Origin of the sequence: Pseudomonas sp. DP-17, from assembly GCF_022380625.1 — a bacterium.
Lineage (GTDB): Bacteria > Pseudomonadota > Gammaproteobacteria > Pseudomonadales > Pseudomonadaceae > Pseudomonas > Pseudomonas nitroreducens_A.
Window position 1 is genome coordinate 119272 of sequence record NZ_JAKSXG010000014.1, and the last position, 19118, is coordinate 138389.

Annotated in this window: 22 protein-coding genes; 6 read left to right on the forward strand and 16 right to left on the reverse strand. The window is 65.4% G+C overall.

From position 1 onward, the window contains the following. Positions 1 to 95: 95 nt before the first annotated feature. From MJ122_RS22620 to ppnN, 3 genes are all read left to right on the forward strand, one after another. A complete protein-coding gene (locus MJ122_RS22620) occupies positions 96 to 1313 on the forward strand; it encodes an argininosuccinate synthase (protein WP_088417815.1) in 1218 nt (405 codons plus the stop codon). 95 nt (positions 1314 to 1408) lie between these two features. Beyond that, positions 1409 to 1801 carry a lactoylglutathione lyase gene (gene gloA / locus MJ122_RS22625; protein ID WP_017521018.1) on the forward strand — a complete coding sequence of 131 codons (393 nt, stop codon included), beginning with the start codon at positions 1409 to 1411 and terminating at the stop codon, positions 1799 to 1801. Between the two features lie 297 nt (positions 1802 to 2098). Next, positions 2099 to 3490: a nucleotide 5'-monophosphate nucleosidase PpnN gene (ppnN, locus tag MJ122_RS22630; protein ID WP_239746098.1), complete on the forward strand. Its 1392-nt coding sequence runs from the start codon at positions 2099 to 2101 to the stop codon at positions 3488 to 3490. 279 nt (positions 3491 to 3769) lie between these two features. On the opposite strand, the gene MJ122_RS22635 is transcribed toward ppnN, so the two are convergent. The 10 genes from MJ122_RS22635 to MJ122_RS22680 all read right to left on the reverse strand — a co-directional run bounded on the left by MJ122_RS22635 (position 3770) and on the right by MJ122_RS22680 (position 11120). Continuing rightward, entirely contained in the window at positions 3770 to 3952 is a 183-nt protein-coding gene (locus tag MJ122_RS22635) for a hypothetical protein (RefSeq protein WP_017521020.1), read from the reverse strand. Between the two features lie 107 nt (positions 3953 to 4059). After that, the gene (gene nth, locus MJ122_RS22640; RefSeq protein WP_081517715.1) at positions 4060 to 4698 is read right to left on the reverse strand and encodes an endonuclease III; all 639 of its coding nucleotides are present in this window, start codon (positions 4696 to 4698) and stop codon (positions 4060 to 4062) included. After that, the gene (locus MJ122_RS22645) at positions 4695 to 5408 is read right to left on the reverse strand and encodes an electron transport complex subunit E (protein WP_239746099.1); all 714 of its coding nucleotides are present in this window, start codon (positions 5406 to 5408) and stop codon (positions 4695 to 4697) included. Before MJ122_RS22645 ends, nth begins: the two co-directional genes overlap by 4 nt. Further along, entirely contained in the window at positions 5401 to 6036 is a 636-nt protein-coding gene (gene rsxG, locus MJ122_RS22650; RefSeq protein ID WP_088417818.1) for an electron transport complex subunit RsxG, read from the reverse strand. The genes MJ122_RS22645 and rsxG overlap by 8 nt, the downstream gene beginning before the upstream one ends. Then, positions 6033 to 7073 (reverse strand): RnfABCDGE type electron transport complex subunit D, encoded by a 1041-nt coding sequence (locus tag MJ122_RS22655; RefSeq protein WP_088417819.1) that lies wholly within the window; start codon positions 7071 to 7073, stop codon positions 6033 to 6035. The genes rsxG and MJ122_RS22655 overlap by 4 nt, the downstream gene beginning before the upstream one ends. Continuing rightward, entirely contained in the window at positions 7073 to 9394 is a 2322-nt protein-coding gene (gene rsxC, locus MJ122_RS22660; protein ID WP_239746100.1) for an electron transport complex subunit RsxC, read from the reverse strand. The genes MJ122_RS22655 and rsxC overlap by 1 nt, the downstream gene beginning before the upstream one ends. Further along, positions 9391 to 9945 carry an electron transport complex subunit RsxB gene (gene rsxB / locus MJ122_RS22665; protein WP_239746101.1) on the reverse strand — a complete coding sequence of 185 codons (555 nt, stop codon included), beginning with the start codon at positions 9943 to 9945 and terminating at the stop codon, positions 9391 to 9393. Before rsxB ends, rsxC begins: the two co-directional genes overlap by 4 nt. Continuing rightward, positions 9942 to 10526: an electron transport complex subunit RsxA gene (rsxA, locus tag MJ122_RS22670; RefSeq protein ID WP_239746102.1), complete on the reverse strand. Its 585-nt coding sequence runs from the start codon at positions 10524 to 10526 to the stop codon at positions 9942 to 9944. The genes rsxB and rsxA overlap by 4 nt, the downstream gene beginning before the upstream one ends. Before the next feature lie 37 nt (positions 10527 to 10563). Beyond that, on the reverse strand, positions 10564 to 10875 hold the full coding sequence (locus MJ122_RS22675; protein ID WP_088417823.1) for a CcdB family protein: 312 nt from the start codon (positions 10873 to 10875) through the stop codon (positions 10564 to 10566). Then, positions 10875 to 11120 (reverse strand): type II toxin-antitoxin system CcdA family antitoxin, encoded by a 246-nt coding sequence (locus MJ122_RS22680; RefSeq protein WP_239746103.1) that lies wholly within the window; start codon positions 11118 to 11120, stop codon positions 10875 to 10877. Before MJ122_RS22680 ends, MJ122_RS22675 begins: the two co-directional genes overlap by 1 nt. 146 nt (positions 11121 to 11266) lie before the next feature. On the opposite strand from MJ122_RS22680, the gene MJ122_RS22685 reads away from it, so the two are divergent. Continuing rightward, positions 11267 to 11788 carry a hypothetical protein gene (locus tag MJ122_RS22685; protein WP_239746104.1) on the forward strand — a complete coding sequence of 174 codons (522 nt, stop codon included), beginning with the start codon at positions 11267 to 11269 and terminating at the stop codon, positions 11786 to 11788. Here MJ122_RS22685 and MJ122_RS22690 read toward each other — a convergent pair. Genes MJ122_RS22690 through metG form a run of 5 tightly spaced genes read right to left on the reverse strand, consistent with a single transcriptional unit; the run spans position 11782 to position 16501 of the window. Beyond that, on the reverse strand, positions 11782 to 12180 hold the full coding sequence (locus MJ122_RS22690) for a DUF350 domain-containing protein (protein ID WP_088417826.1): 399 nt from the start codon (positions 12178 to 12180) through the stop codon (positions 11782 to 11784). The two genes, MJ122_RS22685 and MJ122_RS22690, sit on opposite strands and share 7 nt — an antisense overlap. Positions 12181 to 12190: 10 nt before the next feature. Next, on the reverse strand, positions 12191 to 13306 hold the full coding sequence (locus tag MJ122_RS22695) for a glutathionylspermidine synthase family protein (RefSeq protein ID WP_239746105.1): 1116 nt from the start codon (positions 13304 to 13306) through the stop codon (positions 12191 to 12193). Next, positions 13306 to 13638, reverse strand: coding sequence for a hypothetical protein (locus MJ122_RS22700; protein ID WP_239746106.1), 333 nt, complete (start codon positions 13636 to 13638; stop codon positions 13306 to 13308). The genes MJ122_RS22695 and MJ122_RS22700 overlap by 1 nt, the downstream gene beginning before the upstream one ends. After that, positions 13635 to 14438 carry a DUF4349 domain-containing protein gene (locus MJ122_RS22705; RefSeq protein ID WP_239746107.1) on the reverse strand — a complete coding sequence of 268 codons (804 nt, stop codon included), beginning with the start codon at positions 14436 to 14438 and terminating at the stop codon, positions 13635 to 13637. Before MJ122_RS22705 ends, MJ122_RS22700 begins: the two co-directional genes overlap by 4 nt. 29 nt (positions 14439 to 14467) lie before the next feature. Next, a complete protein-coding gene (gene metG / locus MJ122_RS22710) occupies positions 14468 to 16501 on the reverse strand; it encodes a methionine--tRNA ligase (RefSeq protein WP_239746108.1) in 2034 nt (677 codons plus the stop codon). Positions 16502 to 16686: 185 nt separating this feature from the next. On the opposite strand from metG, the gene apbC reads away from it, so the two are divergent. Together apbC and dcd are read left to right on the forward strand one after the other, a co-directional pair. Next, entirely contained in the window at positions 16687 to 17781 is a 1095-nt protein-coding gene (gene apbC, locus MJ122_RS22715; RefSeq protein WP_088417831.1) for an iron-sulfur cluster carrier protein ApbC, read from the forward strand. 96 nt (positions 17782 to 17877) lie between these two features. Then, positions 17878 to 18444, forward strand: coding sequence for a dCTP deaminase (dcd, locus tag MJ122_RS22720; RefSeq protein ID WP_017521037.1), 567 nt, complete (start codon positions 17878 to 17880; stop codon positions 18442 to 18444). A 76-nt stretch (positions 18445 to 18520) separates the two neighbouring features. Here the strand turns inward: dcd and MJ122_RS22725 are convergent, their stop codons facing one another. Next, complete coding sequence (locus tag MJ122_RS22725; RefSeq protein WP_239746109.1) at positions 18521 to 19063, reverse strand: ATP-binding protein; 543 nt, start codon at positions 19061 to 19063, stop codon at positions 18521 to 18523. Positions 19064 to 19118: the final 55 nt, after the last annotated feature.

A 19118-nucleotide genomic window follows, 5' to 3' on the forward strand; every position in this document is an offset into this window, starting at 1 on the left:
GCTTTGTCGTCAAAAGCTGTCGCCCCTCTGTAAATTATTCCGAGCGGACAGTAGAATCGGTCCCTTTCGTGACAACCCCCGTGGAGTTGAGTGGCATGGCGGACGTGAAGAAGGTAGTCCTGGCGTATTCCGGTGGCCTGGACACCTCCGTGATTCTGAAGTGGCTGCAGGATACCTATAACTGTGAAGTGGTGACCTTCACCGCCGACCTCGGTCAGGGCGAGGAGGTCGAGCCGGCCCGCGCCAAGGCCAAGCAGATGGGCGTGAAAGAGGTCTTCATCGAGGACCTGCGAGAAGAGTTCGTCCGTGACTTCGTCTACCCGATGTTCCGTGCCAATACCGTCTACGAGGGCGAGTACCTGCTGGGTACTTCCATCGCACGTCCGCTGATCGCCAAGCGCCTGATCGAGATCGCCAACGCCACCGGCGCTGACGCCATCTCCCACGGCGCCACCGGCAAGGGCAACGACCAGGTGCGCTTCGAACTGGGTGCCTATGCGCTCAAGCCGGGCGTGAAGGTGATCGCTCCCTGGCGCGAGTGGGACCTGCTGTCCCGCGAGAAGCTGATGGACTACGCCGAAGCCCACAACATCCCGATCGAGCGCCACGGCAAGAAGAAATCGCCGTACTCCATGGATGCCAACCTGCTGCACATCTCCTATGAAGGCGGCGTGCTGGAAGACACCTGGACCGAGCACGAAGAAGACATGTGGAAGTGGACCGTCTCCCCGGAGAAGGCCCCTGATACCGCCACCTACATCGAGCTGACCTACCGCAAGGGCGACATCGTTGCCATCGACGGCAAGGACATGAGCCCGGCGCAGGTCCTGACCGAGCTGAACCGCATCGGCGGCGCCAACGGCATCGGCCGCCTGGACATCGTCGAGAACCGTTACGTCGGCATGAAGTCCCGCGGCTGCTACGAGACCCCCGGCGGCACCATCATGCTCAAGGCGCACCGTGCCATCGAGTCGATCACCCTGGACCGCGAAGTCGCTCACCTGAAGGACGAGCTGATGCCGCGCTACGCCAAGCTGATCTACACCGGCTACTGGTGGAGCCCGGAGCGCGAGATGCTCCAGCAGATGATCGATGCCTCCCAGGAACACGTGAACGGCGTCGTGCGCCTGAAGCTGTACAAGGGCAACGTCATCGTGGTCGGCCGCAAGTCCGACGACTCGCTGTTCGATGCCAACATCGCGACCTTCGAGGAAGACGGCGGCGCCTACAACCAGGCCGATGCCGCGGGCTTCATCAAGCTCAACGCGCTGCGCATGCGTATCGCCGCGAACAAGGGCCGCAAGCTGTTCTGATAAGCTTGCGTCTCTCGTGACAAGCAAACCCCGGCCACGAGCCGGGGTTTGTGTTTATAAGCCCGCTATCCGGGCACCTGATGAGGAAAGAACCGATGAGACTGCTGCACACCATGCTGCGCGTCGGCGACATGGACAAATCCATCGCCTTCTACACCGAAGTCCTGGGCATGACCCTGCTGCGCCGCAAGGATTACCCGGACGGCCAGTTCACCCTGGCCTTCGTCGGCTACGGCAACGAGGACGACAACAGCGTCATCGAGCTGACCTACAACTGGGGTGTGGACAAGTACGAGCTGGGCACCGGCTATGGCCACATCGCCCTGGAAGTCGCCGACGTCTACAAGGCCTGCGAAGACATCCGCTCCCGTGGTGGCAAGATCACCCGCGAGCCGGGCCCCATGAAGCACGGCACCAGCATCCTGGCCTTCGTCGAGGACCCGGACGGCTACAAGATCGAGCTGCTGAGCCCGCAACGCAAGGATTGATCCTGCATCTTCACGCAGACCTCCTGACGAGAAACCCCGCCACCCTGGCGGGGTTTTTCTTTCTGGCTGTCATCAGAAAGTCACCACAGCGTTCATACTCAAGAGGCATCGACGTCGGACGCGTCGATTGCGGAAGCAGTTTCCGCCATTCGCTTGTCACAGTCAGAAGGAGCGCGCTGCGGGCCGGAGAATCCCCGCCGCGACGCCCTCGGCAGTGACGGCCGAACGGACGGCCGCATCGATTTATCGGAAGGCCCCGCGCTTTGGCGCCCGGCTTCCATCGTCAAGGAATACAGCATGTCCCCAAGACCGGTTAACAACGCCTCGGTCAGCCCCAAGGGCAGCCTCGAAACCCTCTCCCAACGTGAAGTCCACCAGCTCAGCGAAGCGGGCTCTGGCAGTACCTACAAACTCTTCCGCCAGTGTGCCCTGGCAATCCTCAACACCGGCACGCAGATCGACAACGCCAAGCACATCCTCGATGCCTACCGCGACTTCGAGCTGGAAATCCACCAGCAGGACCGCGGCGTGCGCCTGGAACTGTTCAACGCGCCGGCCGACGCCTTCGTCGATGGCGAGATGATCGCCAGTACCCGCGAAATGCTGTTCAGCGCCCTGCGCGACATCGTCTACACCCAGAACGCGCTGAACAGCCGACGCTTCGGCCTCGACAGCTCGGCCGGCATCACCGACTACGTCTTCCACCTGCTGCGCAACGCGCGCGCCCTGCACGCCGGCGTGGAGCCGAAGATCGTCGTGTGCTGGGGCGGCCACTCCATCAGCACCAACGAGTACAAGTACACCAAGAAGGTGGGCCATGAGCTGGGCCTGCGCAGCCTCGATGTCTGCACCGGCTGCGGCCCGGGCGTGATGAAGGGCCCGATGAAGGGCGCCACCATCGGCCATGCCAAGCAGCGCATCACCGACGGCCGCTACCTGGGGCTGACCGAGCCGGGGATCATCGCCGCCGAGGCGCCGAACCCCATCGTCAACGAACTGGTGATCCTACCGGACATCGAGAAGCGCCTGGAGGCCTTCGTCCGCGTCGGCCATGGCATCATCGTATTCCCCGGCGGCGTGGGCACGGCGGAGGAATTCCTCTACCTGCTGGGCATCCTCATGCATCCGGAGAACCAGGACATGCCGTTCCCCCTGGTGCTCACCGGCCCGCGCAGCGCGGCGGCCTACATCGAACAGCTGCATGCCTTCGTCGGCGCGACCCTGGGCGAGGCGGCGCAGAAACGCTACCGCATCATCATCGACGACCCGGCGGAAGTGGCGCGGGAAATGAGCACCGGCCTAAAGCGGGTCAAGCAGTTCCGCCGCGAGCGCAACGATGCCTACCACTTCAACTGGCTGCTGAAGATCGACGAAGGCTTCCAGCGCCCGTTCGAACCGACCCACGAGAACATGGCAAGCCTGGACCTGGGCCGCGACGTGCCGCCCCACGAGCTGGCGGCGAACCTGCGCCGGGCCTTCTCCGGCATTGTCGCCGGCAACGTGAAGGAACATGGCATCCGCATGATCGAGGCGTACGGCCCCTATGAGATCAACGGCGACGCCGCCATCATGGAACCCCTGGATGCCCTGCTGCAGGCCTTCGTCGAACAGCACCGCATGAAGCTGCCGGGTGGTGCGGCCTACGAACCGTGCTACCGCGTGGTGCAGCGCGCGAGCGTCGCGGTGTGATTCTGTAGGGTGTGTCTGTCCCTGGAACCTTGTGCCAGGGATTTCCCTCTCCCTGACCCTGGCTACGCGCCCCGCTCCGAAGGGAGAGGGGACTGGTTCGGCACCGGCGGAAACCAATGCGTCAGCTGGCGCGGACAGCGCCCTCTCCCTTCAGGGATAGGGAGAGGGCAGTCCCTCTGACGCAAAGCTATCCGGAAGCGAGCTCGCCCAACGAGCAGAAAACAAAAGCCCCGCCAGGATGCGGGGCTTTTTCATGCGGTACTTCGTTCAGGAGAAGGCTTACAGATCGAAATCGTAGTCGGACAGTTGGCGCTGCAGGCGACGCTCTTCCAGGTAATTGTCGATGATGCGGCGCTTGGTCAGGTTGGTCTTGGCGACCTCTGCCGTGGCCTCTGCGCCGTCATCGCTGTCGTCTGTGCTGACATCGTCCTCGAGTTCGAGGTCTTCTTTGTCGTTTGCCATTCGGTGCACTCCACAACACGGGGTGTGTTGGCGCCCCTTATAACGACAAAGGGCCAAGCGGTAAAAAAGATTTTTTCAATCGGCCTGAAGGAATTTTCCCATAACGCTCAATCGTCCGAAGTCTTGTGCTTGAACTCGCACAAGTCCTCGATTCGGCAGCTACCGCACTGCGGCTTGCGCGCCTTGCAGACGTAGCGCCCATGCAGGATCAGCCAATGGTGCGCATCCAGCAGGTATTCCTTGGGCACGAACTTGAGCAGCTTGCGCTCCACCTCCAGCACGTTGCGCCCCGGCGCGATGTTGGTGCGGTTGGAGACGCGGAAGATGTGCGTATCCACTGCCATCGCCGGCTGTCGGAAAGCCGTGTTGAGGACCACGTTGGCGGTCTTGCGGCCCACGCCCGGCAGCGCCTCGAGATCTTCGCGGTTTTCCGGTACCTGGCCGCCGTGCTTCTCGATGAGGATGCGGCAGGTCTCGATGGTGTTTTTCGCCTTGCTGTTGTACAGGCCGATGGTCTTGATGTACTCGGACAGGCCTTCCACACCGAGGGCGTAGATCGCCTCCGGGGTATTGGCCACCGGATAGAGCTTGGCGGTGGCCTTGTTCACTCCGACGTCGGTGGCCTGGGCGGAGAGCAGCACGGCAATGAGCAACTCGAAGGGCGTGCTGTAGGCCAGCTCGGTTTCGGGGTTGGGATTGTCTTCCTTGAGTCGGCGGAAAATCTCCGCGCGCTTGGCGGCATTCATTCGATCACTCCGGTCACGCGGACGCGTTGGCGCTGGGTCGCGGGTTCGTCCCCCGTTGGCGCCTTGGCGCGGTCCGCCAGGCTTTCATCGATTCGGTTTTTCAGGGCAATCAGCAGGCCCAGCACCAGGAAGGCGCCGGGCGGCAGTACGGCCAGCAGCAGCCCCTGGTAGCCAGGGATCTGTAGCTTCCACTCGGCGGCGCTTGGGCCGAACAGCAGGTCCATACCGGCGAACAGCGTGCCGTGGCCGAGCAGTTCGCGCAGCGTGCCGATGGCCAGCAGGACGAGGGCGAAGCCCAGCCCCATCATCAGTCCGTCGAAGGCCGAGCGCACCACGTTGTTGGTCGAGGCGAAGGACTGAGCACGGCCGAGGATCACACAGTTGATGGTGATCAGTGGCACGAAGATGCCCAGCACTTGGTACAGCTCATAGCGCCACGCCTGCATCAGCAGCTCGACGCAGGTGGTCAGGGTGGCAATGACCAGCAGGAAGGCCGGCAGGCGCACGGCCTCGCTCAGCGTCCTGCGGATCAGCGACACGCTGACGCTGGAGCAGACCAGCACGAAGATCGTCGCCAGCCCCAGGCCGAGGGCATTGACCATGGAGCTGCTGGTGCCCAGCAGCGGGCACAGGCCGAGCAGTTGCACCAGGCCTGGGTTGTTCTTCCAAAGGCCTTGCAGAGCGATTTCGCGGTAGCCGGGATTATTCATGCTTTTCTCCCGAGGCGGCGGGGGCGAGCAGCTCCGACTTGTGCGCATCGAAGTACTGCAGCGCCAGGTGCGTGGCCTTGACCACTGCGCGCGGGGTCACGGTGGCGCCAGCAAACTGGTCGAACTGGCCGCCGTCCTTCTTCACCTTCCAGCCGGCGTCGGCCGGGTCGTTCAGCGAGCGGCCGTCGAAGCCGTGCAGCCAGTCGCTCTTGCCCAGTTCGATACGGTCGCCTTGGCCCGGTGTTTCGTGATGGGCCACGACCCGCACGCCGAGCAGACGGCCCTGTACGGTTACGCCCACCAGCAACTGGATCGAGCCGCCGTAACCATCCCGCGCCACGGGCTGGAGCACGACCGCGGTGGGTTGCCCCTGGAGGCGTGCGATATAGGCGGGCGCCGGCTCGTCGCGGCCCAGCAGCTTGGGATCGAAGGTGCTGACTTCGCTTTCCAGCGGATGGTTGTCGTAGCTGCCCCCGGGTAGCAGTTCCAGCACTGCGCGGCCACGGAATTCGCGCTGGGCGGTGTCGATACGCTGAGCGGTGAATTGGTGAACGGTCGCCACCACGCCAGTGGCGATCAGCGCGACCATGCCCAGCGCCAGGATGCTCTTGAGCAACTCGCGGTTCATCGATCACCCGCCTTGAAGCCGCGCTCGGGCTTCTTGTGCCCGTAGGTGCGCGGGCGGGTGAAGTAGTCGAGGGTCGGTGCGGCGAGATTCATCAGCAGCACGGCGAAGGCCAGTCCGTCGGGGTAGCCGCCCCAGGCGCGGATCACGTAGGTGAGCACGCCGACCCCGAAGCCGAACAGCAGCCGGCCGCGGTTGCTGGTGGCGCCGGAGACCGGGTCGGTGACGATGAAGAAGGCGCCGAGCATGGTCGCGCCGCTGAACAGGTGCAGCAGCGGTGAGCCGTGGGAGTCGGAGCCGGAGCCGTTCCAGAACAGCAGGCTCATGACGAACAGCCCGCCGAGCATGCCCACCGGCGCGTGCCAGGTGAACAGCTTGCGCCAGAGCAGGAACAGCCCGCCGGCGAGGAAGGCCAGGTTGACCAGTTCCACACCGCGTCCACCGACGCTGCCGAAAGCCGGCGATTGCGCCAGCAGTTCTTCCATGGTCAGGCTGTGGTTGTTGCGCACCACGTCCAGTGCTGTGGCGCCAACCCAGGCGTCCGGCCCCTGGCTGGCGAAACCGGCTATCTGCCGCAGGCCTTCGCCGAGCCCCAGCGCACTGTCCGGTGCCGGCCACTGACTCATCAGCTGCGGGAAGGACACCAGCACCACCGCGTAGCCGACCATCGCCGGGTTGAACGGGTTCTGTCCGAGGCCGCCATACAGGTGTTTGCCGAAGATCAGCGCGAATACCGTGGCGACTGCGCTCAACCACCAGGGCGAGTAAGGCGGCAGGGCGAGGGCGAGCAGAACGGCGGTGACCAGGGCACTGCCGTCCTTGAGGAACAACGTCACCGGGCGGTCGCGCAGCTTGAGCATCAGCGCTTCGGTGGAGAGGGCGAGCAGGCTGCACCAGAGCAGGTTGAACAGCGTGCCGACGCCGTACAGGCCGATCAGCACCAGCGCGCCCGGTGCGCAGGCAGCCAGCAGGGTCAGCATGACTCTCTGCGTGCGGTTCGTGCCGGTGGCGTGGGGCGAGCTGATGCGTGGCAGCCTCATCAAGGAGCCTCACCACTGGCATCGGCAACGGCACATTCCGCCGCCTGCAGGCGCTCGCGGGCCGTGGCCAGTGCCAGCTCGCCAGCGCCTTCGCGTTCGAGCTTCTTCAGGTCGGCGCGGGCGTAGGCCAGTTCGGTCTTGGCGGCGCGCAGGGCATCGGTGATCGGGCGCTTGTCGGTTCGCACGAGGTCTGGCGGCGCCTTGCCGCTGGCGTCCTCGGCAGCGTGCAGGGCTGCTTCTGCGGTGCTGAGCGTCTGGCGGATCGCTTCCAGCGCTTCGGCGGAGGCACCTTCGCGCTCGGCGGCGCGCAGGGCATCGCGCTGGGTGATGTAGTTCAGCTTGGCCCGGCGCAGGGCGAGAATGCCGTCGGCGGGCTGCTCGGCTTGCGGTTCGGTGGGCATGGTGGTTCCCTGCAATTCGTTGAGTTGACGCTCGATGCGTTCGACGTTCGCGCGCAAGGCGTCGAGGGTGGCGCGCTGCTCGTCGCTGGGCGATTCGCCGAAGGCCTTCTCGGACTTCTTCAGCTGCGCCCGGGCCATCGCAGCCTCGATCCTGGCTTTTTTCAGCGCCGCTTCGCCCGTGGCGGAAGCGGCAGTGGGGGCCGGCCCCGTGCTGTCACTTTGCATTTCGGCAGTCGCCAGCGCGGCTTTTGCCTCTTCGGCGGCGATGCGCAGTTCGGCGACCTGGCTGCGCAGTTGCTCGGTGTCGTGGGCGGCCAGTTGCTTCTCGGCTTTCTTCAGTGCGACCTGCGCCATGCTCGCTTCGATCTTCAGCCGCTTGAGCTGGTCGGGCGCATTGCCCACGGATTTCTCGGCCTTGACCCGTTCGATCACCGACTGCGCGGCTGGCGCGGAGGACGTTTCGGCTTCGGGCTGGTCTTCCTGCACGCGTGCCGCACGCTCCTGGCGGGCCAGGCGGTCTGCGGAGCGTTGTTCTTCTTCCCGGCGCAGACGCTCCTGGCGGTGCTCGAAGCGCAGACGCCACTGCTCGGCCTTCAGCTGGCGTTGTTCCAGCTCGCGGATATCGGCCTTGGACGCGCGGTAGTACTGCACCAGCGCAATGCTCGACGGGCAGACGTAGGCGCAGGCGCCGCACTCGATGCAGTCGAACAGGTTGTGCGCCATCAACTGGGCGTGGTCTTCGGCGAAGAAATACAGCTGCTGCGGCAGCAGGCTGGCGGGACAGACCTGAGCGCAGTCGCCACAGCGGATGCAGGGCATCTCCGGCTGCGGTGGCGGAAGTTCCTCGCGGGTGGCGGCCAGCAGGCAGTTGGCGGTCTTGATCAGCGGCACGTCCAGCGACGGCAGGCTGTCGCCCATCAGCGGGCCGCCGAGGAGCAGGCGGTCCAGCTTGGCACGGTCGAGGCCGGCGAAGTCCAGCAACTCGCCGACGGGCGTACCGATCAGCGCTTCGACGTTGCACGGGCGCGCCAGTGCGGCGCCGGTCAGGGTGGTGATGCGGGAGATCAGCGGCCGCCCGCGCAGCACGGCGTCGGCCACGGCGACGGCGGTGCCGACGTTCACGCAGAGCATGCCGATATCCGCCGGCAGCCCGCCGGAGGGCACTTCGCGGCCGGTGAGAACCTGGATCAGCTGGCGCTCGCCGCCGGATGGGTATCGGGCCGGGATCGGTTGCAGGTGGATCGGCCGCTCGCCGATGGCGGCCTGCACGGCAGCTATCGCTTCGGGCTTGTCGTCCTCGATGCCGAGCAGTACCTGCTGCGGCTGGAGGATGTGCATCAGCACCTCGATGCCTTCCACCAGTTCCGCGGCGCGCTCGCGCATCAGCAGGTCGTCGGCGCTGATGTACGGCTCGCACTCGGCGCCGTTGATGATCAGGGTGTGCAGGTCGTCCTGGGCGCGGGAGGCCAGCTTGGCGGCAGTGGGGAAGCCGGCGCCGCCGAGGCCGGCAATGCCCGCCCGGCGAATGCGCTGCAGCAGTTCGAGTCCGGAGAGGGACGCATACGCGGGTGCGGGCTCCAGCGTCGTCCATTCCTCCGCGCCATCGCTGTCGATGACGATGGCGGGCGCGGAAAGGCCGGAGCTGTGTGGATAGGGTCGTTCGCTGATCTCGACCACAGTGCCGGACGTCGGCGCATGCAGCGCGGCGCTGATGGCGCTGCCAGCCTCGGCGATCAGTTGGCCCTTGAGTACGCGCTGGCCCACTTCGACGCTTGGCACGGCGGGTTCGCCGATATGTTGCTGCAGCGGCAGTACCAGGCGGCGCGGTAGCGGCGGCTGCTGGATTGCTGTGGCAGTGGACTGCCGCTTGTTGGCCGGTAACGTCAGGCCACCGGGGAAGCTCCAGACCTGAGCGTTCATGCCGCTTGCTCCCGGTCGGTCTGGATCAGCCGGCCCTGGGGCAGCGGCCATTTCCAGTCGACGACTCGCAGCGGCGGGTCGCGCATCTCGATGCAGTCCACCGGGCAGGGTTCCAGGCACAGGTCGCAGCCGGTGCATTCGTCGGCTATCACCGTGTGCATCAGCTTGGCCGCGCCGACGATGGCGTCCACCGGGCAGGCGCGGATGCACTTGGTGCAGCCGATGCACTCCGCCTCGCGGATGTAGGCCACGCGCAGTGGCGTCTCTTCGGCGGCGTCCAGCGGCAGGGGCTCGACGCCCAGCAGCTCGGCGAGGGCGGCGATGGTCGCGGCACCGCCGGGCGGGCACTTGTTGATCACATCGCCCTCGGCGATGGCCTGGGCGTAGGGCTTGCAACCTGCGTAGCCGCACTGCCCGCACTGGGTCTGCGGCAGCAGGTCGTTGATCTGCCCGGCAATGGATTCGTCGGCGGCTTTCACTCGTGCCGCAGCCACGCGAAGCGCCACGGCGCCGGCGAGGCACGCCAGGATGATCAGCAGCGCCGCGATCATGGCTTGAGCAACCCGCTGAAGCCCATGAAGGCCAGGGACATCAGCCCGGCGGTGATCATGCCGATGGCCGCACCCTTGAACGGCTTGGGCACGTCGGCGATGGCGATGCGCTCACGCAGGGCGGCGAACAGCACAAGCACCAGGGTGAAGCCCAGCCCGGCGCCGAAACCCTGCAAGGTCGATTGCAGGAAGCCGAACTCGGCCTTGCGCGCATTGAGCAGCGCCACGCCGAGCACGATGCAATTGGTGGTGATCAGCGGCAGGAAGATGCCCAGCGTACGGGCCAACAGCGGGCTGGTCCTGTTCACCAGCAGTTCGGTGAACTGCACCACCATGGCTATCACCAGGATGAAACCGATGGTACGCAGGTACTCCAGGTCCAGCGGTTGCAACACGTAGCGTTGCAGGATGTAGCTCGACGCCGAGGCGAGGGTGAGCACGAAGGTGGTCGCCAGGGCCAGCGCGAGCGCCGTCTCGATCTTGCGCGACACGCCCATGAACGGGCAGATGCCAAGAAACTGCACCAGCACGAAGTTGTTGACCAGGATGGCGCTGACCAGGATCAGGGCGAGTTCGGTCATGGCTGGCGACCCGGGCACAGGCGTGGGGTGTTCATGCTCAGATTCCGCTGATCAACAGGTCGATGGCGGCGATGATCTCCAGGCGCAGGTGCGCTAGGCTACCCACCGGCTCGCCCAGTTCGCGGCGGGCGATGCCGGCCATCTGCGGGGTCAGCATCAGGAGCGTCTCGTCGCCGACGCGTACTTCCGGCATCAACCGGTTGATCCCGGCCAGGCCCTTGGCGCGGCTGAGCGGGATCACCATGCGCGTGTTCAGCGAGCCCAGCAGGTCGCTCTGGACGTCCAGCAGCAGCGGGATCGCCTCGCGGGTGCGCGGGTTGGCGTTGCGGTACAGGTCGAACTGCTTCATCAGAAGCTCCGCAATCCGTCGCTGAACACGCCGGCTGCCTCGACATGCTGGTTGTAGGTTTCGATGGCTTCGCGGTTCTGCTCCAGCCAGCGCTGGCCCAGGCGCTCCTTGACCACATCGGCCAGCGCCTCCTCCAGCACCGCCGAAAGGTTCACGTCCAGTTCTCGGGCCTGTTTCAACAGGTCGCTGTTGAGGCTCAGGTTGGTGGCTTTCTTCGGCGCGTGGGGGTCGTAGGTCGTGTGCATGGGCACCTCCACGGTAGATGCGCATAGGTTATGCGCATTGCTGCTCAGGTACAATTGTCCTGTGCTGTAAATCAGTTGCGGTGCCAGGCATGGCGGGAGGAATATCGGCGGCTGCCTCCTGCTCGGTTTCTCCCATGGACCTGCCCATGCTCCGACGTTTCACCGCCCTCTGCCTGCTGTTCTCCAGTGCCCTGGCCTCGGCGGCGCCCTTTACCACGGCTGACCTGGTCAGTTGGCCGCGGATGAATGTCGCCGACTTCGCCTGCCTGCTGGAGCAACGCACGGGGCACGCCGATGCGCAGTTCAGCTGCGCCGCCAGCGGGAAGCTGAGCAACTGGGGTGACGCCTGCCACCCTACGGATCTCAGCTACGCCGGCCCTCAGCTACCGGAAGCGCTGGTGCGCCAGATCGATCAGCGCATTTCGGCGGTGGACCTGGACTGGGAGTTCGGCCGCCTGCAATCGGTCAACGTCACCTTCGACAGGATCATGTCCGCCGAGGAAGTGACCGATATTTTCCCGGACGTGAACCTGGACGATCCCACTTCCCGGGCCAACCTGAGCAACGCCTCGCTGCAGGGTTGCGCCGAGGATGCGTCGTGCCTGTATCTGGAAGGCTTCGAACATCTGGGAGCGGCGGATGTGGAGTGCGAGCAAGCCCCTCAGTAAGTCATGCAGGCGGCGTTGAGCAGCCCCACGCACAGCGAGGCGCCGCCCAGGAATACGCCGTGGGCCAGGGTGTTGCTTTCGATACCGCTCTTGAGCTCCGGCACCAGGCGCGAAAGGCCCAGGAACACCAGCATCTGCACCAGCATGGCGATCACACCCCAGATCAGCATGTCGACCAGACTGACGCTGTGGGCGATGGCACTGGCCAGCGGCAGGGCGAAGCCCAGCAGGGTGCCGACCAGCGCCAAGGCGGCGCTGAGGTTGCCCTGGCGGATCAGCTGGATTTCCGCGTAGGGCGTCAGGCGGATGTAGAGACGGGTGAACAGGCCGAACAGGCCGATGGCCGAGGCGAAGTAGGCGAGGAAATTGGGCAGGGTCTGCAGCAGGTTCATGGCGGATCCTTCAGACGAAATAGTGGGGGACGAAGCGGCTGCTGTCGCGGGTGATGGCGCTGGCGTCCTCGCGGATGCCCAGGCCGGCGGCCTGGCCGTCGATCACCCAGCAGCCGAGCACGGCATGGTTGCCGTCGTGGTTGGCCAGTGGTGCGTAGCCCTGGTAGATGCAGGGCGCGTCGGCGTGGGGGCCGTCGCTTTCCAGTTGCAGCTCGCCGGCGACGATGCGGATGTTCTCGCCCTCGCGGGAGTACAGCGGCTTGCGCACGTAGGCACCGGGGATGTCCTGGCGGTAGCTGGCCGGCAGCAGGTTGGGGTGGTCCGGGTTGAGCTTCCAGAGGATCGGCAGCATGGCCTTGCTCGACATCAGCAGCTTCCACGCCGGCTCCAGGAAGCGGATGGCACTGCGCTCCAGATGCTCGGCAAAGCTGTCCTGCAGCAGCCATTCCCAGGGGTAGAGCTTGAAGCAGTGGTGGATGTCCTGCTCGTACTGGTCGATGAAGGTGCCGCGCCCGGCGTGATGGCCAATGAATTCGACCGGTAGATAACGCGTGGGCAGCCCGGCCTGATGTGCAGTATCGAGCAGGTAGAGGGCGTTGCCGGTGTCTTCCTCGTGGCCGTCGATGGCGGTGAAGTGCAGCAGGCCGTCCGGGGCTATGGCCTTCCAGCGCGCGATCAGCTTCTCGTGCAGCGAGTTGAACTGGTCGGCGGCCGGGTTCACGTCCTCTAGCCATTGCCACTGCACCACGCTGGCCTCCAGCAGGCCGGTGGGGGTGTCGGCGTTGTACTCGAGCATCTTCGGCGGGCCTTCGCCGTTCCAGGCGAAGTCGAAGCGGCCGTAGAGGCTCGGGTCCTGGCGCTGCCAGGAACGGATGATTTCCTCGCGGGCGCCCGGCGGCAACTGGAAGGGCTCGAAGTGGCCGGTGCGGATCACCCACTCCACGCATTCGAGGTAGCGCTGGTGCAGGTCTTCGCTGGCGGCCTCCAGCGTCTCGATCTGTTCGAGGCTGAATTCGTAGGCCGCCGATTCGTCCCAGTAACGCCCGTCGATGCTGTGGAAGGTGAAGCCGACCGCCTCGCAGCGCTCGCGCCAGTCGGGGCGCGGGGTCATGGCCAGGCGACGCATCAGCCGCCCCCGGAGAAGCGCGCGCCGGAGTGGCCGAAGCCGCCGCGGGTGACCAACTGGCGCGACTGCACCTGGTAGTTCTGCGCGGTCATGGGCCGCGAACCGTCCTCGTAGCTCGGCCCGCGATAGCGCCCGGAACTGCCGGCGTAACCGCCGCCACCGCTGGTGCTGGTGGTGGATTCCGGCTCGCAGGCATTGGGCGTATTGCCCCAGTCCTTCAGGCAGTCTTCGCGGTTGGCGTAGAGGTCGCGGTACACCGGGTTGTGGTGCAGCACGCCGTAGAGCACCCCGCCGGTGAGCAGGGTGGTGAAGACGAGATTGGATTTCTTCATGCTAGGTTCGTGACGCGTCGGGTTCCGAGTTTTCGCCACAGCCAGCGCAGGATCAGGCCGGCGATGAGCAGCACGACCAGCAGCGGCAAGCCGAAGGCGGCCACCTGGATGGCGTTGACGGTGCCGTCGGTGAGTTCGTCGAGCGAGTTGCCGAAGGCCTTGCCGATGCGCGACCAGCGGCCGGTGGGCTGGTACTCGCTGGAGAAGTCCAGGGTCAGCAGGTTGGTGGAGATGCGCCGCTGCTGCTGGGCGGAGTCCTGGCGAGCGGCCTGCAGTTGCTGCTCGACCTCGGCGGTGGCCCTGGCCAGCGCCAGCAGGTCACTGACGCTCATGTCCTTGCGGCCCTGGAAGCCCTGCAGGGTCTGGTACTCGCGCTCCAGACGGTCGCGCAGCTGCTGGTTGTCGCTGACGGCCTGGGCGAGGTCTTCGGCCTGGGTGCGGCGGCTTTGCAGCTGCCCGCCAACGGCTGCAAGGGTGACGAGTTTCTCCACGCCCTCGGGGACGATGCGCACGACGAGGTGCGCATTGCGCATCTGGCTGTCGCCGCCCTGCTCGATGGCGATCAGCTCGCAGGAGCCGAAGCGGTCCTGGGTGCAGGCATCGCGGGTGGCGGCCAGTTGCGCGTCGATGCGCTCGCTGGCCAGGCGGATGCCGACCTGGTGTTCATAGGCGAGGAAGGAACCGGCTTTCGCCGCTTCCCCCAGGAAAGCGGCGCCGGACCCGGCGGCGTGTTCCGAGGGAGCGCCGCAGCCGGCGAGGGCGGCGCTCAGGACGAGCGCTGCCCAGTGGTGCAGTTTCATCGTTGGCCTCCTTGCCGTGACGGGGCGTCTTACTTGACGCGCTGACCCGGCTTGGCGCCGCTGTCAGGGCTCAGCAGGTAGATCTCTTCACCGCCGGGGCCGGCGGCCAGGACCATGCCTTCGGAGACGCCGAACTTCATCTTGCGCGGCGCCAGGTTGGCCACGTAAAGAGTCAGGCGGCCTTCGAGCTTGCTCGGGTCCGGGTAGGCGCTCTTGATGCCGGAGAACACGTTGCGCTTCTCGTCGCCGATGTCCAGGGACAGGCGCAGCAGCTTGTCGGCGCCCTCGACGAACTCGCACTTCTCGATCAGCGCGATACGCAGGTCGACGGCGGCGAAAGCGTCGAAGTTGATCTCCGCGGCCAGCGGGTCCTTGGTCAGTTCGCCATTGCCCTTGGGCTGGTTGGCGGCGGCGAGGTCTTCCTTGGAGGCTTCGATCATGGCTTCGATTTTCGCGGGCTCGATACGGGTCATCAGCGGGTTGAACGGGTTCAGCGGGTGGTTGGCCAGCAGCTGCTCGTGGTCGGCCCATTTCAGCGGGGCGACGTTGAGGAAGGCTTCGGCGGCAACGGCCAGCTTCGGCAGTACGGGCTTGAGGAAGATCACCAGCTGGCGGAACAGGTTCACGCCCAGGGCGCAGATGGCCTGGACCTCGTCCTGCTTGCCTTCCTGCTTGTTCAGGGCCCACGGCGCCTTGTCGGCGATCCAGGCGTTGGCCTGGTCGGCCAGGGCCATGATCTCGCGCATGGCGCGGCCGAAGTCACGGGCTTCGTAGGCGGCGGCGATGCTCGGTGCGGCGCTGCGGAACGCCTCGACCAGCTCCGGTGCGGGGTTGGCATCCACCAGCAGGCCGTTGTTGCCCTTGTGGATGAAACCGGCGCAACGGCTGGCGATGTTGACCACCTTGCCGACCAGGTCGGAGTTGACCTTCTGCACGAAGTCCTCGAGGTTCAGGTCGAGGTCGTCGACGCCGCGGCCCAGCTTGGAGGCGTAGTAGTAGCGCAGGTATTCCGGGTCCAGGTGGTCCAGGTAGGTGCGCGCCTTGACGAAGGTGCCGCGCGACTTGGACATCTTCTGGCCGTTGACGGTCAGGTAGCCGTGCACGTTCAGCGCGGTGGGCTTGCGGTAGCCGGCGCCTTCGAGCATGGCCGGCCAGAACAGTGCATGGAAATTGACGATGTCCTTGCCGATGAAGTGGTACAGCTCGGCGTCGGAACCCTGCTGCCAGTAGGCGTCGAAGTCCAGCCCCGGACGGCGCGCGCAGAGGTTCTTGAAGCTGGCCATGTAGCCGATCGGCGCATCCAGCCAGACGTAGAAGTACTTGCCCGGCGCATCGGGAATCTCGAAGCCGAAGTAGGGGGCATCGCGGGAGATGTCCCACTCCTGCAGGCCGGAATCCAGCCACTCGGCGAGCTTGTTGGCTACCGAGTCCTGCAAGGTGCCGCTGCGGGTCCACTGCTGCAGCATTTGCTGGAAGTCAGGCAACTTGAAGAAGTAATGCAGCGATTCCTTGAGCACCGGAGTGGCGCCGGAGATCGCCGATTTCGGGTCTTTCAGCTCGGTGGGCGAGTAGGTCGCGCCGCAGGCTTCGCAGTTGTCGCCGTACTGGTCGGCGGTGCCGCACTTGGGGCAGGTGCCCTTGATGAAGCGGTCGGCCAGGAACATCTGCTTTTCCGGGTCGAAGTACTGGGTCACCGGGCGGGTAGCGATGTGGCCGGCTTCGCGCAGCTTCAGGTAGATGGCCGAGGACAGCTCGCGGTTCTCTTCCGAGTGGGTCGAGTGGTAGTTGTCGAAGTCGACCATGAAGTCGGCGAAGTCGGCCATGTGCTCGGCGCGCACGCCGTCGATCAGCTGCTCGGAGGTGATGCCTTCGCGCTCGGCGCGCAGCATGATGGCCGAGCCGTGGGCGTCGTCCGCGCACACGTACACCGCCTGGTTGCCACGCATCTTCTGGAAGCGCACCCAGATATCGGTCTGGATGTACTCCAGCATGTGACCCAGGTGGATCGAGCCGTTGGCGTAGGGCAGGGCGCTGGTGACGAGAATCTTGCGGGCTTCGGACATGATGATCGGCCGTGACGGAAAAACGAGGGAAGTCGGCAACTATATAGGGACGTGGCTGATTTTTCACCCGTGTGCCGCCTGGGAGTAAGCCTTGGCCGTTCATGCGACCGATGATCACGAGCAAGGGCGTCACGAGAGGCGTAATATGCCCGCCTATTCTGCTCAGTCTTTCATCGGGAGTACCCATGGGCGCCGCCAACCGAGCCACGGTGGAAAACCTTCTCCGCCAGATCAACGATCCCCACACCGGCCAGAACCTGATGGACGCCGGCTACCTGCGCGAACTGGATATCCAGGGCGGGCGCGTCGCGCTGACCCTGGAGCTGGGCTACGCCGCGGGCCTGTTCAAGAACGGCTTGGCGCAGACCGTGCAGATGGCCCTGGAAGCGCTGGACGGCGTCGACTCGGCGCAGGTCAAGGTGGAAACCCACATCGCCGCGCACAAGGCCCAGGCCCAGGTGCCGGGCATGAGCAACGTCAAGAACATCATCGCCGTGGCCTCCGGCAAGGGCGGCGTGGGCAAGTCCACCACCGCCGCCAACCTTGCTCTGGCGCTGGCCCGCGAGGGTGCCAAGGTCGGCATCCTGGACGCCGATATCTATGGCCCGAGCCAGGGCATCATGTTCGGTATCCCCGAAGGCACCCGGCCGAAGATCCGCGACCAGAAGTGGTTCATCCCGCTGGAAGCCCACGGTGTGGAAGTCATGTCCATGGCCTTCCTCACCGATGACAACACCCCGGTGGTCTGGCGCGGCCCGATGGTCTCCGGCGCGCTGATCCAACTGATCACCCAGACCGCCTGGAACGACCTGGATTACCTGGTCATCGACATGCCGCCGGGTACGGGCGACATCCAGCTGACCCTGGCGCAGAAGGTCCCGGTGGCCGGCTCGGTGATCGTCACCACTCCGCAGGACCTGGCCCTGCTTGACGCCAAGAAGGGCGTGGAGATGTTCCGCAAGGTCAACATCCCGGTGCTGGGCGTGGTCGAGAACATGGCCGTGCACATCTGCTCCAAGTGCGGTCACGCCGAGCACCTGTTCGGTGAAGGCGGCGGCGAGAAGCTGGCGGCGCAGTACGGCGTGGAGCTGCTGGCCTCGCTGCCGCTGTCCATGGCCATCCGCATGCAGGCCGACGGCGGCAAACCCACCGTGATTGCCGACCCGGAAAGCCAGCTGGCGATGATCTACCAGGAAATGGCCCGCTGCGTCGGCGCCCGTATCGCCCTGAGCGAGAAGGCCGCGCCGGACATGCCGAACATCTCCATCAGCGACGACTGATCTGTGACAACGCCGCCGGGCGCGCCCCTTTGCCGGGCGGCGCGCCTGCCGGTAAGATTCGCCTTCTTTTTTCACCCGCCGCACAGGACACCCGCCATGAGCATCAAATCGGACAAGTGGATTCGCCGCATGGCTCAGGAACACGGCATGATCGAGCCGTTCGTCGAGCGCCAGATTCGTGGTGCCGATGACAGCCGGGTGATTTCCTACGGTGTTTCCAGCTACGGCTACGACGTGCGCTGCGCCGCCGAATTCAAGGTGTTCACCAACATCCACTCGGCCGTGGTCGACCCGAAGAACTTCGACGAGAAGAGCTTCGTGGACATCAACAGCGACGTCTGCATCATCCCGCCGAACTCCTTCGCCCTGGCCCGCACCGTCGAGTACTTCCGCATCCCGCGCGACGTGCTGACCATCTGCCTGGGCAAGAGCACCTACGCACGCTGCGGCATCATCGTCAACGTGACCCCGCTGGAACCCGAGTGGGAAGGGCACGTGACCCTGGAGTTCTCCAACACCACCAACCTGCCGGCGAAGATCTACGCCCACGAAGGCGTGGCGCAGATGCTGTTCCTGCAGTCGGACGAAGCCTGCGAAGTGTCCTACCGCGACCGCGGCGGCAAGTATCAGGGCCAGACCGGCGTTACCCTGCCGAAGGCCTGATCACCCTGTTCTTCATGAAAACCGGGCCTTGGCCCGGTTTTTTGTTGCGCTGAAATCTGCAGGAGCGAGCTTGCTCCTACAAGTCGCAGTTTGCCAGGACGAACTCTGTACGTTCCTGCAGGCTGCACAGGGGAAGTTCCAGCACCCGATAGCCCAATGCTTCATAGACTTCGGCCATGACCGCGGCTGTTCGTTGCGCCTCGGCGAAGTCCTGCCGGCGTTCGGCGTCGTTGCGGTAGATAGCCTCCCACGCGGGCGCCAGGAACACGGGTTGCCCATAGCGCAGTTCCTGCGCGGCGACTTCCAGTCCATCCGGAATCGGCAGGGCGCAAAGCCGCGCATACCCCAGCACATCTGGCAGACCGCGATCGAACAGCCACAGTCCGCCGGCCCCGAGCGCGCGCTCGCGGGTGGCCAGTGCGTGGTCGAACATCGCCTGGCAGAAAGCCTCGCGGTTTGCCCATGGCAGCGCCTCGCCGCCACGAGCCAGTTGCTCGCGGATGATGGCGCGGCCGCCTTCCTCGACGACGTTCAGGCCGTGATGCCGGTGCAGATGGTCGAGCAGCGTGCTCTTGCCGGCGCCGGGGCCGCCGGTGATGACGATGAGGGATTCGGGCATGGCGATGGCTCCTGAAGAAAAGGATGCAGAGGAATGCCAGCAGGGGAGGTGTTGC

Coding starts and splice junctions, on each gene's coding strand:
- metG (WP_239746108.1), bottom strand. CDS start 16,501: ATGTCCGAAGCCCGCAAGATTCTCGTCACCAGCGCCCTGCCCTACGCC.
- rsxG (WP_088417818.1), bottom strand. CDS start 6,036: ATGAACCGCGAGTTGCTCAAGAGCATCCTGGCGCTGGGCATGGTCGCG.
- rsxB (WP_239746101.1), bottom strand. CDS start 9,945: ATGATCGCGGCGCTGCTGATCATCCTGGCGTGCCTCGCCGGCGCCGTG.
- MJ122_RS22695 (WP_239746105.1), bottom strand. CDS start 13,306: ATGCGTCGCCTGGCCATGACCCCGCGCCCCGACTGGCGCGAGCGCTGC.
- nth (WP_081517715.1), bottom strand. CDS start 4,698: ATGAATGCCGCCAAGCGCGCGGAGATTTTCCGCCGACTCAAGGAAGAC.
- MJ122_RS22725 (WP_239746109.1), bottom strand. CDS start 19,063: ATGCCCGAATCCCTCATCGTCATCACCGGCGGCCCCGGCGCCGGCAAG.
- ppnN (WP_239746098.1), top strand. CDS start 2,099: ATGTCCCCAAGACCGGTTAACAACGCCTCGGTCAGCCCCAAGGGCAGC.
- rsxC (WP_239746100.1), bottom strand. CDS start 9,394: ATGAACGCTCAGGTCTGGAGCTTCCCCGGTGGCCTGACGTTACCGGCC.
- dcd (WP_017521037.1), top strand. CDS start 17,878: ATGAGCATCAAATCGGACAAGTGGATTCGCCGCATGGCTCAGGAACAC.
- MJ122_RS22690 (WP_088417826.1), bottom strand. CDS start 12,180: ATGAACCTGCTGCAGACCCTGCCCAATTTCCTCGCCTACTTCGCCTCG.
- MJ122_RS22700 (WP_239746106.1), bottom strand. CDS start 13,638: ATGAAGAAATCCAATCTCGTCTTCACCACCCTGCTCACCGGCGGGGTG.
- rsxA (WP_239746102.1), bottom strand. CDS start 10,526: ATGACCGAACTCGCCCTGATCCTGGTCAGCGCCATCCTGGTCAACAAC.
- MJ122_RS22680 (WP_239746103.1), bottom strand. CDS start 11,120: ATGCACACGACCTACGACCCCCACGCGCCGAAGAAAGCCACCAACCTG.
- MJ122_RS22705 (WP_239746107.1), bottom strand. CDS start 14,438: ATGAAACTGCACCACTGGGCAGCGCTCGTCCTGAGCGCCGCCCTCGCC.
- MJ122_RS22675 (WP_088417823.1), bottom strand. CDS start 10,875: ATGAAGCAGTTCGACCTGTACCGCAACGCCAACCCGCGCACCCGCGAG.
- gloA (WP_017521018.1), top strand. CDS start 1,409: ATGAGACTGCTGCACACCATGCTGCGCGTCGGCGACATGGACAAATCC.
- MJ122_RS22645 (WP_239746099.1), bottom strand. CDS start 5,408: ATGAATAATCCCGGCTACCGCGAAATCGCTCTGCAAGGCCTTTGGAAG.
- MJ122_RS22685 (WP_239746104.1), top strand. CDS start 11,267: ATGCTCCGACGTTTCACCGCCCTCTGCCTGCTGTTCTCCAGTGCCCTG.
- MJ122_RS22635 (WP_017521020.1), bottom strand. CDS start 3,952: ATGGCAAACGACAAAGAAGACCTCGAACTCGAGGACGATGTCAGCACA.
- MJ122_RS22620 (WP_088417815.1), top strand. CDS start 96: ATGGCGGACGTGAAGAAGGTAGTCCTGGCGTATTCCGGTGGCCTGGAC.
- MJ122_RS22655 (WP_088417819.1), bottom strand. CDS start 7,073: ATGAGGCTGCCACGCATCAGCTCGCCCCACGCCACCGGCACGAACCGC.
- apbC (WP_088417831.1), top strand. CDS start 16,687: ATGGGCGCCGCCAACCGAGCCACGGTGGAAAACCTTCTCCGCCAGATC.